At 45.2% G+C, this 17012-nt stretch carries 11 protein-coding genes and 1 riboswitch; of the genes, 3 read left to right on the top strand and 8 right to left on the bottom strand.

Annotated elements, in window-relative coordinates; translation table 11 throughout:
- Window positions 1–66 precede the first annotated feature (66 nt).
- On the bottom strand, window positions 67–1827 hold the full coding sequence (locus NFS43_RS21140) for a C40 family peptidase (RefSeq protein ID WP_251554811.1): 1761 nt from the start codon (window positions 1825–1827) through the stop codon (window positions 67–69).
- 202 nt (window positions 1828–2029) lie between these two features.
- Between NFS43_RS21140 and fabF the strand changes: the two genes are divergently transcribed.
- Complete coding sequence (gene fabF / locus NFS43_RS21135) at window positions 2030–3283, top strand: beta-ketoacyl-ACP synthase II (protein WP_251554810.1); 1254 nt, start codon at window positions 2030–2032, stop codon at window positions 3281–3283.
- A 53-nt stretch (window positions 3284–3336) separates the two neighbouring features.
- On the opposite strand, the gene NFS43_RS21130 is transcribed toward fabF, so the two are convergent.
- Entirely contained in the window at window positions 3337–4989 is a 1653-nt protein-coding gene (locus tag NFS43_RS21130) for a bifunctional metallophosphatase/5'-nucleotidase (protein WP_251554809.1), read from the bottom strand.
- Between the two features lie 155 nt (window positions 4990–5144).
- Between NFS43_RS21130 and NFS43_RS21125 the strand changes: the two genes are divergently transcribed.
- Window positions 5145–7343, top strand: a complete 2199-nt coding sequence (locus NFS43_RS21125) for an alpha-galactosidase (RefSeq protein ID WP_251554808.1) — start codon at window positions 5145–5147, stop codon at window positions 7341–7343.
- On the opposite strand, the gene NFS43_RS21120 is transcribed toward NFS43_RS21125, so the two are convergent.
- The 6 genes from NFS43_RS21120 to NFS43_RS21095 all read right to left on the bottom strand — a co-directional run bounded on the left by NFS43_RS21120 (window position 7318) and on the right by NFS43_RS21095 (window position 14980).
- Window positions 7318–8244, bottom strand: coding sequence for a PD-(D/E)XK nuclease family protein (locus NFS43_RS21120; protein ID WP_251554806.1), 927 nt, complete (start codon window positions 8242–8244; stop codon window positions 7318–7320). The two genes, NFS43_RS21125 and NFS43_RS21120, sit on opposite strands and share 26 nt — an antisense overlap.
- Window positions 8245–8332: 88 nt before the next feature.
- The gene (locus NFS43_RS21115; RefSeq protein ID WP_420910348.1) at window positions 8333–9406 is read right to left on the bottom strand and encodes a Gfo/Idh/MocA family protein; all 1074 of its coding nucleotides are present in this window, start codon (window positions 9404–9406) and stop codon (window positions 8333–8335) included.
- 607 nt (window positions 9407–10013) lie between these two features.
- A complete protein-coding gene (gene nspC, locus NFS43_RS21110) occupies window positions 10014–11141 on the bottom strand; it encodes a carboxynorspermidine decarboxylase (protein WP_251554804.1) in 1128 nt (375 codons plus the stop codon).
- Between the two features lie 2 nt (window positions 11142–11143).
- The gene (locus tag NFS43_RS21105; RefSeq protein WP_251554803.1) at window positions 11144–12343 is read right to left on the bottom strand and encodes a saccharopine dehydrogenase family protein; all 1200 of its coding nucleotides are present in this window, start codon (window positions 12341–12343) and stop codon (window positions 11144–11146) included.
- 691 nt (window positions 12344–13034) lie between these two features.
- The gene (locus NFS43_RS21100) at window positions 13035–14465 is read right to left on the bottom strand and encodes a PH domain-containing protein (protein ID WP_251554801.1); all 1431 of its coding nucleotides are present in this window, start codon (window positions 14463–14465) and stop codon (window positions 13035–13037) included.
- Complete coding sequence (locus tag NFS43_RS21095) at window positions 14462–14980, bottom strand: PH domain-containing protein (protein WP_251554800.1); 519 nt, start codon at window positions 14978–14980, stop codon at window positions 14462–14464. Before NFS43_RS21095 ends, NFS43_RS21100 begins: the two co-directional genes overlap by 4 nt.
- Window positions 14981–15117: 137 nt before the next feature.
- A riboswitch (ZMP/ZTP riboswitch) is annotated at window positions 15118–15196 on the top strand.
- A 166-nt stretch (window positions 15197–15362) separates the two neighbouring features.
- Here NFS43_RS21095 and NFS43_RS21090 point away from each other — a divergent pair.
- On the top strand, window positions 15363–16562 hold the full coding sequence (locus NFS43_RS21090) for a phosphoglycerate dehydrogenase (RefSeq protein ID WP_251554799.1): 1200 nt from the start codon (window positions 15363–15365) through the stop codon (window positions 16560–16562).
- Window positions 16563–17012 lie beyond the last annotated feature (450 nt).

Genomic DNA, 17012 nt, shown 5'->3' with positions numbered 1-17012 from the left:
TACTGCGGAGGCTAACAAAAAAGTGCCTTTTCCTTTCGCAAAGAAGGAAAAGGCACTTTTTTTCAATCAATAAACCCGCTTGGCTCCAACGTAATAGGAGGCCCAATAGCCAGAATTCAATGGGTATACCGCAATTCCTTTCGAATTGGTCGCAGAAACAAACTGGTTATTTCCGAGATAAAAGCCAACATGGGATATCGTCCCTGTAGAATTGACTGCAAAAAAGACCAAATCACCAGGCTGCAATTGTGACTGTGAAATAGTGGTTCCTGTTGTATACAGGCCCTGTGATGTATTCCGTGCCATGTTCACACCATGCTTGTTAAACATGTAGTATACGAAGCCTGAGCAATCAAACCCGGATGGGGTCGTTCCTCCCCATACGTAGGGAACTCCCAGAAATTTGGTGGTATCCTGCACTAATGCCTTTTTAGTGATGGCGTGCTCAATGGCAGTAGCAGTTGCTTCATTTATGGATCCGGTGACAGGTAATTGATAATCTGATTGAAAGTTCCTGATTGCCTGTTTGGTTGGGTCATCGTAGCTTCCGGTAATCGCAGGTACTGCATAATACCCAAGTGTTTGCAGGTTCCTTTGGACTTTTTCCACATTTGCATCAGCTGCAGGCTGAGGCGCCGCTGTATTTGTTTGTCCGTTTGGAATCGTAAGAACTTGGCCCACTCGAATCGTATCCGATGTGAGCTGATTGGCAGTTTTCAAGGCATCGACAGTGATGCCAAACCGTTTGGCGATGGCGGATAAGCTGTCCCCGGAAGCAACGGTGTAAGAAGCAGAGACGGTCTGAGCGGGCTGCTGAACAGTCCCTGTCCCTGTTGTGCCGCCTGCCGGAATCGCCAGTACTTGCCCAACCCGTAAGAAGTCCGAGGATAGTTGATTGGCACTCTTTAACGCTTCTACACTGGTGCCGAAGCGTTTGGCGATTACAGAAAGGCTGTCTCCAGAAGCCACTGTGTAAGAGGTGGTTTGAGCAGGCTGCTGGACGGTACCGGCCCCTGTTGAACCGCTTGCCGGAATCGCCAGTACTTGTCCTACTCGTAAGAGGTCCGAAGTTAATTGATTGGCACTTTTTAAGGCTTCCACCGTAACACCAAACCGTTTGGCGATAACGGAAAGACTGTCGCCTGCAGCAACTGTGTAGGAAGAGGCTGGAGCAGGAGCTGCAGGAGAGGGAGTAACGGCTGCAGGACTCTGTGAACCGATGACGGCAGGAATAATGAGCGTCTGCCCTAAAAAGACAGCGTCACTTGCTAACCCATTTGCTTCCTTAATGGCAGCTGCGGTTGTTCCATAATTTTTGGCAAGAACACTTAAATAATCACCCTGACTTATTGTGTGAAAGGCTTTCGGGATAATCAGACGCTGATTGATTTGTAATACATCGGTCGTTAACCCATTTGCCCGTTTAATGTTATCAATCGTTGTATTAAACTTTTTGGAAAGTACATAAAGAGTGTCCCCGGAGGCGACCTGGTAATAAATCGAATTTGCTGAAGTCCCGTCTGAAACAGCACCGGTTCCTGTTGAGCCTGATGCATCTGGTGAAGCTGCAGCGGCTGCCATCCCTCCCATAAGAGGAAAGGATGCAATTGTCATGCCGCCTATCAATACTTTGACAATCGTAATTTTAACTGCAGGATAACGCTCTCTCATAACCTGTCTAGCCATGGACATTAGGTCATTTTTGGGATCCGGCTTACTGCCCAATTCTGCTCCAAACTCGGTTAAAGAATCATGAAGATGCAAGATCAACTCATACTCATCTTGTTCCGGTGAAATCTTTCGAAGCTCGTATTTTTGAAAATTCATGTCAGTTTTATCCCCTTATTCATGCTTTGGTTTAACAGTAGTATTCTTCATTGTTAACCACCTCATTACTTTTTTTATCACCCCAGACTTTTTTTCTGGTCCTGAGAGCGTAATCATGGTAATCTTGGGGTCTGTTCCCCGGTACATTAACGTATTACCGTGCTGGGGGACAGGCACCACAATAATGAGGAGTAAGGATTATATGAATAGAAGAGTAGTGATTACGGGTGTCGGGGCAGTGACTCCTTTGGGGAATGATGCTTTTGCAACTTGGGATAAGATTAAGAATGGGGTGACGGGGATTGGGCCGGCCACTTTATTTGATACTGAGAAGGTAGATGTTCATTTTGCGGCGGAGGTAAAGGGGTTTGCCCCTGAAGACTTTATGGATAAGAAAGAATCGAGGAGAATGGGGCGGTACGCACAATTTGCCGTAGCGGCAAGCAAAATGGCTGTTGAGGATGCTGGCATTCAAATCGGTGTTGATATTGATCCTGAGCGTGCCGGGGTTTGGATTGGATCTGGAATCGGCGGTCTTGGCGAGTTCGAGGAACAGCATAAGAAATTTATTGAAAAAGGGCAGAGACGAGTCAATCCATTTACAATTCCCATGCTGATCCCGGATATGGCAGCCGGAAGAGTTTCCATTGAGCTCGGCGCCAAAGGGATCAATAACTGTTCCGTCACGGCCTGTGCTTCCGGAGCCAACTCCATCGGTGATGCTTTCCGTGCCATCCAAAAAGGGGATGTCGACGTGGTGGCTGCCGGCGGCACAGAAGCGACTATCACCGAAATGACCATCGCCGGTTTTTCCAATATGACGGCTCTCTCGAAAAATCCAGACCCGAAAACAGCCAGCCGCCCGTTTGATAAAAACCGTGATGGCTTCGTCATCGGGGAAGGTGCCGGGATCGTGATATTAGAAGAGTTAAATCACGCTATAGCCCGCGGCGCTAAAATTTATGGAGAACTGATTGGCTATGGGGCCACAGGCGACGCGTACCATATTACGACACCTGCCCCAGACGGTGAAGGAGCCCAGCGTGCCATGAGATTAGCATTGGCGGATGCCGGAATCACGCCAACGGAGGTTGATTATATTAACGCACACGGGACTTCCACCTATTACAATGATTTATATGAAACGCTGGCCATCAAGGAAGTTTTCAAAGATCATGCCTACCATTTGTCAGTCAGTTCCACGAAATCTATGACAGGCCATTTGCTTGGCGCTACCGGTGCCATTGAGGCCATTTTCTCCGTCCTGGCGATTCGGGACGGGATCATCCCGCCAACCATCAACTATGAAACCCCGGATGAACAACTGGATTTGGACTATGTTCCAAATGCGGCAAAGAAACAGGACGTGCAAGTAGTTTTATCGAACTCATTAGGATTTGGCGGACATAACGCTTCGTTAATTTTTAAAAAATATACGGACGATCAATCCCGATAAGGAACAACGCCCCCTTTAGACAATATAAAAGGGGGCCGTCTGGGGTGAACAATCTATTTGGCTAGATCAATGATCCGTCCTTCGACAAGCGGGCTGACGGTATGATTCGGCTGTGAACCTACATATTCAACGAAGGTTTCCCAGTCAACATATCCCGGTTCACTGACGCGGCCTTCCTGGTAAGCTTTAGCGAGAATTTTGATTCCGTCACCGCCTTTTGCGGTGTAGGTGTTGGTGGCCACAACATAGGTTTTGGAGGGAACAATAGGAACATAATGGCGGCCGTCCTCTTTTACCTCAATAGACTGAACTCTTTGGCCGGCAGGCTGCCTGCTGTCGTAGGTAAATTTCAACCCGGAAACCTGCAGGAATCCGCCAAACGGCTTGGGCGTATCTTTCACACTAAACTCCAGGGCTTGCTTGATTTCAGCGCCGGTAAGCTTCATAATCGCGAGCGAGGTGCCAAACGGCATCAATTCGATCACCTTGTCCAGTGTGATTTTTCCGGCTGGTATAGAGATGCGGATGCCGCCGCCATGCTGGAAGGCAATGACAGTGTCAGGACGAACAGTTTTCGCTTTGGCGAGGATGGCATCGGTCATTAAGTTTCCCAAATTGGTTTCACCAACGCGTGCATCAGGCCTGTCGCCAATTAAATCCACTGCGGCTGTTCCAATAACCTTGCGCTGCTTTTCTGCCACGGCTGGTTTATACTTCTTTGCAAGAATCTGGGATGCTTCAGGGTCATCCGCAAACACGTAAGCATTATTGATTTTTTGGTCAAGGTCGGTGAGCTTTCCAGCATATTCGATCACTTTTCCGTTTTGATCAAAGGTGACATCCAGCGTTCCAAGAAATTGGCCATATTCATTGGCCTGGACAATAATGGTGGGTTCCGTTCCGGTTTTATCGATCATCGGAACATCCAGTTTTGTATGGGAATGTCCGCCGACAATCACATCAATGCCTTCGACTTCTTTTGCTAAGGTCAAATCATTATCGCCGCCGCCATCGTCATACCCTAGATGGGAGAGAGCAATAATTTTATTGGCCCCCTTTTTCTTTAAATCGGCTACCGCCTTTTTCGCCTGCTCCCGATAATTTTCAAAAATAACATCGGGTCCCGGATTCGAGATGACCATTGTTTCTGCGGTTGTAAGTCCGAATATGCCTAGTTTCTCTCCATTTACTTCCTTGATGATCCCCTGATAGATATTCCCGTTCTCCGGTTTTCCCGTTATCGCCTTTTCGTGGAACCGATTCGATAGATGGGTGTCTTTTGAAAAATTGACATTGGCACTAACGAATGGAAACCTTGCTTTTTTTACAAAATGGGACAAGGTTCCTGTTCCCTTATCAAAGTCATGATTGCCGAAGGTCATCACATCATAGCCCGCTGTATTCATAAACTCCAGGTCGGCCAAGCCATGAAACTCGTTGAAATACAAGGTTCCGGAGAAGACATCCCCGGCATCCACTAATAAACTATTCGGCTTTTGGGCACGAACCTGTTTAATCGCGGTAATCCGTCTGGCGATATTGTCTAAGTGGGCATGTGTATCATTCGTATGGATAATCGTTACTTCGAAGGTATCGTTTGCTGCCATCCTCGGCTCAAACATTGCAGAGGCTGCAGGAACCATGGATGCTGCGGCAAGAATTGCTGCAGCAAAGGCACCCATAAACCTTTTCATTGAAAAATTCATCATCATCATCCCCTAATGGATTACGATAATCCAAGTTGTTACCCTTATTTTGCCAATATCACCCCTATTTATTTGATAAAGATCAAACAAGATAACAGTTTTCCTTCCGCTTTTGAATAAATATGAAGTAATAAGGAAAGTCAGGAGGGGATGCTGTGCCAATAAAATGGAGTGAAGACGACAAAGTCTTTCATTTATTTAATCAGCGGATCAGTTATTTGATCCAAATCGTCCATGGGAAATATCCGGCACATTTGTACTGGGGCAGGCGGGTCAAAACACTTAACCCCGCATCCATCTTACCCATTAGGGCCAGAACCTTTTCACCGGCAACAGAACCTGGCCTGTCACTTGATACGCTGCCACAGGAGTATCCTGCCTTTGGGAACGGAGACTTTCGAACGCCCGCCTATCAGCTCCGCGCCAAGGATGGGACAACGATGACGGAATTCGTTTATGATTCGCATGAGATTCTGAAAGGAAAGCGTCCGCTTGAAGGACTGCCTTCTGCTTACATAGAAGAAGAGGAGGAGGCCGAGAGTCTGGTGATCACCATGTTGGATGCCAAGCTGGGAATTGGGCTGAATCTCCAGTACACGATTTACCGTGACCTCGATGTCATCACTCGGTCGGCATCCTTTGAACACCGTGGCAGCCAGGAGGCGGAAATCCATTCATGCATGAGTATGTCAGTCGACTTTCATCATTCTAATTGGGATTTGCTGCATCTTCATGGAACATGGGCGAGGGAACGGCAGATCGAGCGCCAGCCATTAATCTCTGGAACCCAGTCGATTTCTTCTGCCAGAGGAGCCTCCAGTCACCAGCACAACCCCTTTGTGGCCCTGCTTGGAAAAAATGCCGCCGAGGATACGGGTGATGTGTATGGCATCAGCCTCGTTTATAGCGGGAATTTCCAAGCTTCCGTTGAGGTCGACCCTTTTGAGATTACCAGACTATCGATGGGCATCAACCCATTTGATTTTATCTGGCTGTTAAAGCCTGGTGAAACCTTTCAAACACCGGAGACATTGATGGTGTATTCCTCAGAAGGCTTAGGGGGAATGTCGCGGACCTTTCATCAATTGCTCCGCACGAGAATGTGCAGGGGGATCTATCGCGATAAAATCCGGCCCATCCTCCTCAATAATTGGGAAGCGACCAAATTCAATTTTACGGAGAAAAAATTAATAGAACTGGCAGATGCTGCCGCAGAAGTGGGGATCGAACTGTTTGTCCTCGATGACGGCTGGTTTGGGAAGCGAAATAATGATAAAAGCTCACTGGGGGATTGGAGCGTCAATAAGACAAAGCTGCCTTCAGGGTTAAAAGGGCTGGCCGAGCAAGTTCAAAGCAAGGGGTTGAAGTTTGGTCTGTGGGTCGAACCGGAAATGGTGTCTCCTGACAGTGAGTTGTACCGGCGCCATCCGGATTGGTGCCTGCATGTGCCAGGAAGGAACCGGACCCTGTCACGAAACCAGCTCGTCCTCGATTTGTGCCGGGAGGAGGTCCGTGACTGGCTGGTCGCAACATTTACCAAATTATTCGAAAATGCCCCGATCTCCTATGTCAAATGGGATATGAACCGCAATATCACGGAGGCGGGCTCGACTTCTCTTCCGCCAATCAGGCAAAAGGAAACCGCTCACCGTTATATGCTTGGCTTGTATCAGATTTTAGAAACATTAACGACCCGATTCCCCGAGATTTTATTTGAAAGCTGCTCTGGCGGGGGAGGACGGTTTGACCCGGGCATGCTCTATTATATGCCGCAAACATGGACCAGTGATAACACCGATGCGGCCGAACGGTTAAAAATCCAATATGGAACCAGCCTGGTGTACCCTGCTGTCACGATGGGCGCCCATGTCTCAGATGTTCCCAACCATCAAGTAGACAGGGTGACACCATTGGAGATGAGATGTGATGTGGCAATGGCGGCCAATTTCGGGCTTGAGCTGAAGATCGATATGCTGGGGAGTGAAGAGAGGAAGACGGTCCAGCAGAAAATCGCGTTCTATCACCAAATAAAGCAGCTCGTCTGCTTTGGCGATATGTATAGGCTGCTCAGTCCATTTGACGGCATGGACACAGCCTGGATGTATGTGTCGGAAGACAAAGGCCAAGCGGCTGTTTTTTACTATAAAATACTGGCAGCGCCAAACCCGCCATTTTTCCGTCTCCATTTACGCGGCTTGGACCCGAAACGGGTCTATCGGATGAATAACAGCAAACAGGCCTTCACTGGAGATGAACTAATGAAACTGGGAGTGGCGATGCCTCTTATCAAGACAGACTTTTTTTCAAAAGTTTTCTATCTGGAAGCCGCTAATTTTTCTGGCATTTTTCTTTAAAATTGCAGTAGCTGCATTTTTTGGAAGGGTTCATCTCAAAATACTCTTTGCCCAGCGGCTTATTTTTAACAGGATCCTCCTGATACTTCAGCATGTGATAAATGCTGTCATTCATCAGCTGCTGGGCAGAGTCGATCTCAAACTGGGTTAGATGATACTCCTGGAAATTCCCTGACAGCAAATATTCGTTACGAATGATGATGTCCTCAATCGGAATCTTGTGCTCCCGGGATAAATAAAGGGAGTATAAAGCCAGCTGTTTGCGGTCATCCTCTGACTCCTTGCCGGTTTTCCAGTCGACGACGATCCATTTTTCCCGGCTCACATCTTGATAAATAAAATCCAGCACGACAAATACGTCTACGCCATTGACTTCAAAGGTCTGGAAATCCTCGGAATACAACACCCGCATCTCGAGCTTATTCAGAATCTCCTGATAGGTCTTGCTCAAAAAGAAATGCTTGATGCAGGCTTCCAGCTTTGTTTTGGCAGCAGCAATGGCATCCTTGCTTAGTCCATCTCCATAATAGATTTCATAAAGCATTTGGTGCCGTTTTGGCTTTTGAAGCCACATTGGCCGAAACTTAGTGGAATCCAAATAAGCGTTATTCAGGCCGCGGGTGACAAGGGCGATCATTTCGTCCTCTGTAAATAAGGGCTTGCCGTTCAAAATATTCTTAAGCTGCAGGTCAATCGCTTTATGAATCAAATCCCCGAGCAAAATGGGGATATTTTTAATATTCTTCAGCCGATAGGCCGACTTGTTCTCTTCGGGAGCATCATATAACCAGCCATTATGAGCTTCATAGTATTGGTGATAATATTTCCGCACACACTCTAAAAAGGTTTTATGCCGGGAGTTCGACCAAGAAAACTCCGGATAATCACGGTCCACGTACACGGGAGGTTCCTCCTATAAAAAGATGTTCTTTTAAAAATTATACCAGCTGCAGGAGGAAGGAGAGCAGGAAATATCTCCCTAGGATGGATTATTCAGCCCATGGCTGCCGGATCGTCCGCACGGTCTCGGAAGTAAGGATGGCCTTTTGCATCATCAAGCCTAAGTAATGATCCTGCGAGGCCTCAGGCAGACTATAAAAATCAGGGCCGCCCGCACTATATTCGCCCATTTTTTGCAAACAGGAAGCGATCGCGATCTCATCATCAAATAGCCTGGCAGGAATAAACGGATTCCGGTATATCCATCGATTGCCAGCCAAGATTCCCTGTAAATAATGCCCCTCCGGATTTTCCTCTTCGCCCCGATTGATCCGCTTCAAATCTAAGTAAACAGGCGTTGCATAATCGTCCAATACTGACAACCGCGTATCAAAGAGTTCCCCGCGGTCGCCGCGGACGGACAAATGATTGGACCGGATCCAGGAGCGATGCTGATCCTTTGTAAAATCATAGATGCCCAGCTTGCTGCCAAAATCAAGCCAAGCTATATCCCGCTCAGCGGTGATCAGCTTTTCTTCCTTGGGAGGACCGCTGCGATCGGGACCCGCCACTATCGGTGCCTGAAATCTCATGCCTCGAATGATGGCATCCTCAAAGCTAACTCCGAGCATTTTCCTGATTAAGCTAACCCCATGATAAAAATGAGAAATCGAGACGGTGGCTTGGGTCACACTCCCTAATTTTCCAGACTGAACGATCGAAAGTCTTGCTTGATGCATGGGCTGAAGGTGATACTGCTCAGCGACCTGTATTTTCGCCCCCTTACACGTAAGCTTCTCATGAAGCGTCACTAATTCCTCGATGGTAGGAGCCGGGGGTGTTTCTGCCAGTGCAGGGATGCCAAGCTCTCCCAATTGAAGCAGGTAACCAGGGGATGCTTGCCCGCTAACTGAAACCACGATAAATTGGGGGGATTCCTTTTCCAAAAGCTGCTCTACATTCCGATACGTTGCCACATTCCATTTTTGTTCAAGTTTCTTTCCAGTCTGCTCGTTCCTAACGACCATTCCACAAACGTGAAATTGCTCAGGAAGAGCCTGGGCGATTCTTAAAAAATATTGAGCCCGAAAGCCCGCACCGCCAATAATACTGAATGAGATCATGCTGATTCCTCCAAACTTTATGTAAGAAGCGATAAATAGGTTTTGCTCTATGTAGGAGAATTCGATATTTGTTTTGATTTACCTTTATCTATCTTGATAAAATAACAGTTTTCGGTTTTGGAAAGGAGTTCGTTAAGGGGTGTGCGGAGGCAGATTGATACATGAAATGGCATGCGAATGGATGCATGCCATTTTTGTTATGTAACATGGTTTTGAGGGTGTTTAAAGAAAAGCTGATACGATAATAAATAAGTAAAATAACGAGTGACAACGCTTGGAAATCGTCAAAACTATTAATAATCGCTGCTGTTGATTTTGTCATGACGACAAAACTTGGCCCCGGTCCCTGATCTTTGTCGTCATGACCGCTTCATGTTGAGGACAAAACTCGCCTTGGAAATCGGCAAAAATCTTCCGCAATCACTTATCTCAAACGAAGCAAATTTTGAGAAAAAACAGCCTAGATAAAAAAGAGTGCCATTTCTATTTAAAAAGGCACTCTTTTCTATGATTTTTTGCTGCCAAACACTTTACCAAAACAAGGTTATGCGCCTCAAATGAACTCTTTACCTGTTTTGGAATCTGGTGTTCATCTATTATTTTATCTTTATGCTAATCTCATCTTAAAATCTTGATAGCTAAATTGATGGACCACTTCACAGTCCCCATCTTTATGCTTAACGGCAATGGCTGGTAACGGCATACCGTTGAATGTGGTGTTTTTAACCATGGTGTAAATTGCCATATCGCCAAACACTAACCGGTCGCCAAGCTTTAATGGCTGGTCAAAGGAGTAATCGCCGATGACATCCCCAGTCAAGCAGGTCTGGCCGCCAAGGCGGTACGTATATGGCTTCTCGCCAGCCTCACCCGATCCAAACAAAGGAGGGCGGTAAGGCATTTCCAGCACATCTGGCATATGGCAGGAAGCAGATGTGTCAAGAATCGCGATATCCATCCCGTTTTCAACCGTATCAAGCACCGTTGTGACTAAATAACCGGCATTCAATGCAACGGCTTCGCCTGGCTCCAGGTATACTTCCAAGCCATATTTCTCCTGCATTCTCTTGATGCAGGCCTCTAGGCGGGGAATATCATAATCTTCTCTCGTAATATGATGGCCGCCGCCAAAGTTGATCCATTCCATTTGTGAAAGCCATGGGCCAAACTGTTCTTCCACGGCATTTAGGGTTGTTTCCAAATCGTCAGAGTTTTGCTGGCAAAGGGTGTGGAAGTGAAGCCCCGTCACACCGTCCAGCAATTCCGGACGGAAATTGTCAATATTTACACCAAATCTGGAACCAGGGGAACATGGATCATAGATCGCATGCCCCACTTGGGTGGAACATCTAGGATTGATGCGAAGACCCACTTTTCTGCCAGCCGCAAGCACCTTATCCTTAAACTTTTCCAGCTGGGTGTTGGAGTTAAAGATAATGTGATCGCAAATGGAAATAATTTCATCCATTTCCTCTTCTCTATAGGCAGCGGAAAACACATGGTTTTCTTTGCCCATCTCTTCATAGCCTAAGCGTGCCTCGTAAAGGCCGCTCGCGGTCGTGCCGCTTAAATATTCCCCAATGAGAGGATACAATGAAAACATGGAAAATGCTTTTTGGGCTAAAACAATCTTTGCTCCTGTCCGCTGCATCACACCGTTCAGGACTTTAAGATTTTTTTCTAAAAGCTCTTCATCTACTACATAACATGGTGTTGGTAATTCTTCAAATCTCATCCTTAGTCCACTAGCTCTGGGTCAAAGCTTTCCTTCCATGGTAGTCCCCATTTGTTCAATGCATCCATGAATGGGTCTGGATCGAACTCTTCAATATTGTAAACGCCTTTGTAATCCCATTTTCCAGTCATTAACATCATGGCGCCAATCATCGCAGGAACGCCAGTTGTATAAGAAACGGCTTGAGAGCCCACTTCTTTGTAGCATGCTTCATGGTCACAAATATTGTAAACATAGTAAACTTTATCTTTTCCATCTTTTTTGCCGCGGAAGATACAACCAATGTTGGTTTTTCCTTTCGTACGCGGACCAAGTGTTGCTGGGTCTGGCAGAACAGCTTTCAAGAATTGGAGCGGGATAATTTGTTTTCCTTCAAATTCAATTGGCTCGATCGAAGTCATGCCGACATTTTCAAGACATTTCAGGTGAGTCAGGTAGCTTTGGCCGAATGTCATGAAGAAACGGATCCGCTTAAGTCCTGGAACGTTTTTCGCAAGAGATTCAAGCTCTTCGTGGTACAGCAAGTACATATCTTTTTCGCCGACTTCATCGAAGTTATAAACGCGCTTGATTTCCATTGGCTTTGTTTCGATCCATTCGCCATTTTCCCAATAACGTCCGTTTGCCGAAACTTCACGGATGTTGATTTCTGGGTTGAAGTTGGTCGCAAATGGATAGCCGTGATCCCCGCCGTTACAGTCAAGGATGTCAATGTATTCAATTTCATCAAAATGATGTTTAAGGGCATAGGCAGAGAATACGCCGGTTACACCTGGGTCAAAACCGCTGCCTAAAAGAGCGGTAATGCCAGCTTCGCGGAAGCGCTCATGGTAGTCCCATTGCCATTTATATTCAAATTTTGCTGTATCTTCAGGTTCATAGTTAGCTGTATCTAAGTAATTTGTTTTTGTTGCCAAGCAGGCATCCATAATCGTTAAATCTTGATATGGCAATGCCAAATTCATCACGATATCTGGTTTTACTTCATTAATTAAAGCAATGAGCTCTTCTACATTATTTGCATCCACCTGAGCAGTGGTAATTTTTGTTTTTCCGCCATCTAGCTTGGCTTTTAAATCGTCGCATTTTGATTTTGTACGGCTGGCGATACAAATCTCTTCAAATACCTCACTGTTTTGAACACATTTATGGATGGCTACTTGAGCCACGCCGCCGCAACCAATAATAAGTGCTTTCCCCATTTTCCTATCTCCTAACCTAATAGATTTTTGCAGTGCACAGAGGAACTAGTGTGATACCCTCTAATTTTGAAAACAACAAAAAAGCAAGTGAAGATTATCGCATAATTGCGCACCACACTTGCTTTGGATATAGTCGTCATATTAAAAAAGCATAAGATCCCCATGACAAAGTCATATAGGTTCATCAGCCTTAACTGTCCAAAAGGACGTCATGAAGGAAGCTCTTTAATATTCAAAATATATCATTTTAGGGATCAGAGTCTATATAGCAAATAATCACTTTTACCACTCTTATTGACCGTTTCACAAGTTGATGTGCATATGCACCGGTTGTAAAGTAACCAACTTATAAAATTTGAGCTTTTAACTCAATCAATAAGGCAACAAAAAGTTGCCAATCGGCATTTGACCCGGCACACCGTTGCCTTAACTCCCGATTCGGAAGTGGTCAAAATTATCTGCTTGGAAAGACTCACGATATATTGAATATTAGCTTTCCAATTAAATGCTCCTTTATATTATCAGCATATAATGAAAATATCAATAGAAAAATTATTTTTTTACAAATTTCGACTTGTTCGTGAGTTTAGCTGTTAAATGTCATTAAGAATATATTAAAGACAGTTTGGTTATGTGCATGGTGAAAGATAATTTCGCTTTTTTTTTCTAAAAAATCCGCCAAGAACTCGGGTTACGAGGCAGATTTTTGGTGATACCAGTTATAAAAGCTGACCGCTTCCTCTTTGGAAACCCCGTATAATTTGCTCACATGCAGCGGTTTTGCTTTATTGGAAAAAAGAATCGTGGCAACACCGAACTTCCGCTCGAGCCAGGAATGCTGGACGGTTATCTGCTGGATTCGTTCCAGGTGAGTGACAAATGTTTTATTAGTAAAGCCGCCATTGCGGATTTGGATCGTATGTCCATAGCGGATATAACCGGTAAACCAGTAGTCACAAATACGTTCAGCAATGGATAGGGCGAAGACAAGAGCTGCCAACCACAGCCACTCCTTTTTAAAAATCAGCAAGACGATTATCGCTGCGATCGTCAAATAATAGGGATGGAGGAGTTTAAGCCATAATACTCTGATGGGAAACCGTTCCATCTGTTCGACAATCTGATAATGGGGAAGCATCGTTTGTAATATCCGGTAGGCCTCTTGCTTGGGCATAAACGGATAAAGAGAACTTGTTTCTTGATTTTTTTCCTCTTCAAAGCTGCCGGCGCTGATGAGCTTAATCGATACCAGGCCGAGCATCCGCTTCAATAGTGACTGTTTCACGACAACTGCTTGCACTCTATGCTTCGGAATGGAAAAACTAATAAAATTTCCTGCTCCTTTTTCTATATAAATACGCTCCTTATCATCACTAATCACATAGTTCCCATACTTGATGTAGGTTTTGATAAAACCTATGACACAGGATAAAGCAAGTGTTGGAATGAGAAGAACAAGGAGCATCCACCAATGGATGAATAAGTAATCAAGGGCAGTTTTCGCCGTTTTTTCAATTTCAAAATAGTCAGCTAGATTAAAATAAATGGCACTTACAATCGGAAAAATGGCAAAAAAGCTTAAAGACGTAAACGATGCCTTTATTAAGTCCTTTTTTGTAGAGCGAAAATGAATCGTCCGGCCTGAAGGCTCCTCAAGCTGATTGTTTTCCTCCGTATAGTTTCCTTCTAGGTGAGACAGGATCCGTCGTTTCTCTTCCTCGGTTATGACAGGGAAACGAAAGGAGGCATTTTCGCCGCTTGTGCCGGTTTCAAGTGTCAGGGAAGTCAGGCCAAACCAGCGGTGAACGAAGGTGGTATTTGATTTTTGATTATGGATCCGTTCAAACGGCACACTGCGCTGCTCTTTTACAAAAACCCCTTCACGGAGGATAAGGGTGTCCGCTGTGATTTCGTATTGATGAAAGTACCATTTAAAAAAACTCCAAACAATGGAAAAAAACATGCCCATGAAAAAGAGGTAACGTCCACCAATCACCAAGCTGGAGGAGGAGGAGGCTTTGAAAATGAACAAAATAAGAAAAACGCTAGACCAGCCTTTGATAAAAGAGACGAAGTCCAGGGCGATCATGGCAGGGTGATATCGTTTAACAGTTGGGGTCACGCGCCTTTTTCTCCTTCCACGAAATCTTTGTCTTTTATTTTTGCATACACAGCAATTTGAGCCTTTACCTTTTTGGCTTCCTCTGAAGGTATCGCAGGGATGACATGGCTGGTAGTAGTAGTGCCTACTTCAATGCTGTACAAGTTATACCGACGCATGAAGGGTCCTTGTTCTGAGCGGACGTATTCCACTTTTTCCATTGGGATGAGCGTATGTTTCTCACGCCATCTTCCATGCTTTAATTGAACGAATTCCTCGTCAATTTGATATCGCCAGGTGCGCTGCAGGTAGACAGGCTCTATCGCAATCGAATAGATAGCCGATAAAAGGATGATTCCGCTAAGGCCGTACAGGACTGTTCCAATCCATACATACCAGCCAAACTGCCTGCTGCACACAAGCAAAATGGCAGCGATTATCAGGGCCGACAAATGGCCGAGGGTATTTGATATTCTCCAAACACTTACCGCATTGGATGAAATTTTTTCCGTGGGTTCTTCTATAGACAGGTACATGTTCTTTCACCTCAACAATCCTATACGAGTATCCTAGTTCCGTAGTTTCAATTTTCTACAATTTAAATTACTACATAGTGAAAAATTTTAAAAGATTGAAAGTTAATAGAAAATTTGTTAAACTAAGAAAAATGAAAAAGGCTATGTGTAACTGGCGAACGCGGATAAACCGTGAGGGAGCACATAGTGTCGATGCCGTTCGCCTGGGCAAGAGGTAAGGGAGTCCATCCCCTTGCCTCTTTATGTTTAATGGGAGGGGATCGTCAATACGACTTTAAAGAGTGTATTGGGTGTAAGCTTTCAAAATCTTTGGATGATGAAAAAAATCGGGCTTATGATTGTGAACTTTATAACTATCTTTAATTAAAAGAGGGATAAAAAGATGAGTACATTAGTTGCGGATAAAGTGAAAACCGTTAAACCATTAAACCAAATCGCGGAGAGCGGCCTAAAGGTATTCAATCAGGAGGGCTATGTCGTTGACAACCATTGTGAGGATCCGGATGCCATTGTCGTTCGCAGCTTCAATATGCATTCTATGGATTTCGGCGCTAATTTAAAAGCCATCGCACGGGCAGGCGCTGGGGTCAACAATATTCCGATCGATAAATGCACGGATCAAGGAATTGTTGTGTTCAATACGCCAGGCGCCAATGCTAATGCGGTAAAAGAATTGGTGTTAACCTCGCTGATGGCTTCTTCCCGTAACCTTTATGAGGGAGTGGCATGGACGAAAACACTGGCTGCTGAAGGAGACCAGGTGCCAAAGCTGGTGGAAGCCGGAAAGAAACAATTTGTCGGTAAAGAAATCAAAGGGAAAACGCTTGGCATCATCGGTTTGGGAGCAATTGGCGCACTGGTTGCGAATGATGCGCTTGATTTAGATATGGAAGTGATCGGATTTGACCCATTTATTTCGGTCGATACGGCTTGGAAGCTGTCCCGCAATGTTCAGCGGGCGATGACGATGGAGCAATTGTTTGCTGAGTCTGATTATATTACCGTCCATGTGCCTTTTACGAAAGACACGGGTGGCATGTTCAATAAAGACACCTTCAGTATTATGAAGGATGGGGTTTACATTTTGAATTTCTCACGCGGTGAGCTCGTCAATGAGGAAGATATGGCGGCTGCGCTGGAAAGCGGAAAAGTCGGAAAATATGTTACGGACTTCCCGAACGAGAATGTGTTAAAAATGAAGAATACCATCTGCACTCCGCATCTTGGTGCGTCAACGGAGGAATCAGAGGAAAACTGCGCGATCATGGCAGCACGTCAGGTCAAGGAATATTTGGAAACCGGGAACATCAAGAATTCAGTCAACTTTCCTAATGCGTCGCTTCCTTATACAGGAAAGCGCCGGGTTACGGCTTTCCACCATAACGTTCCAAACATGGTCGGTCAAATTACTTCTGCGATTTCAAGCTATCATTTAAATATTGCGGACATGGTAAACAGAAGCCGCGGCAGTTATGCTTATACGATGATCGACATTGATGAGAAAGTGAATGGCGAAACGATCCCAGGGCTGCTTGCCAAAATCAATCAAATTGAAGGTATTGTAAAGGTTCGTGTGATTTAAACTTTAACAGTATATATAATTAAAAAAGAAGGGGATTGCCCTTCTTTTTTGTTTGCTGGGGATATGGACATGAAGTGATCTGGTTCCAAATGAGGGGGTGTTTTCTCCAATGGTCGCGGACTATGTTTCATTATAAGGTCATCTACGTGACCTTATAATGGGAAAAGAGAAGTTAGGGTCACGTAGAAGGGTCATGAAAGGGTTAAGGCGCCAAAATCGGTGAAGGTAAACTGGTTTTTGTCGTCATGAAAGGGTTAAGGCGCCAAAATCGGTGAAGGTAAACTGGTTTTTGTCGTCATGAAAGGGTCAAGGCGCCAAAATCGGTGAAGGTAAACTGGTTTTTGTCGTCATGAAAGGGTTAAGGCGCCAAAATCGGTGAAGGAAAACTGGTTTTTGTCGTCATGAAAGGGTTAAGGCGCCAAAATCGGTGAAGGAAAACTGGTTTTTGTC

It is taken from the genome of Neobacillus muris (assembly GCF_943193175.1).
Lineage (GTDB): Bacteria > Bacillota > Bacilli > Bacillales > Cytobacillaceae > Neobacillus > Neobacillus muris.
Note: the sequence above shows the minus strand (reverse complement) of the source record. Positions and strands in the feature narration are given on the sequence as shown.

Coding starts and splice junctions, on each gene's coding strand:
- NFS43_RS21140 (WP_251554811.1), bottom strand. CDS start 1,827: ATGAATTTTCAAAAATACGAGCTTCGAAAGATTTCACCGGAACAAGAT.
- NFS43_RS21090 (WP_251554799.1), top strand. CDS start 15,363: ATGAGTACATTAGTTGCGGATAAAGTGAAAACCGTTAAACCATTAAAC.
- nspC (WP_251554804.1), bottom strand. CDS start 11,141: ATGAGATTTGAAGAATTACCAACACCATGTTATGTAGTAGATGAAGAG.
- NFS43_RS21105 (WP_251554803.1), bottom strand. CDS start 12,343: ATGGGGAAAGCACTTATTATTGGTTGCGGCGGCGTGGCTCAAGTAGCC.
- NFS43_RS21130 (WP_251554809.1), bottom strand. CDS start 4,989: ATGAATTTTTCAATGAAAAGGTTTATGGGTGCCTTTGCTGCAGCAATT.
- NFS43_RS21095 (WP_251554800.1), bottom strand. CDS start 14,980: ATGTACCTGTCTATAGAAGAACCCACGGAAAAAATTTCATCCAATGCG.
- NFS43_RS21115 (WP_420910348.1), bottom strand. CDS start 9,406: ATGATCTCATTCAGTATTATTGGCGGTGCGGGCTTTCGGGCTCAATAT.
- fabF (WP_251554810.1), top strand. CDS start 2,030: ATGAATAGAAGAGTAGTGATTACGGGTGTCGGGGCAGTGACTCCTTTG.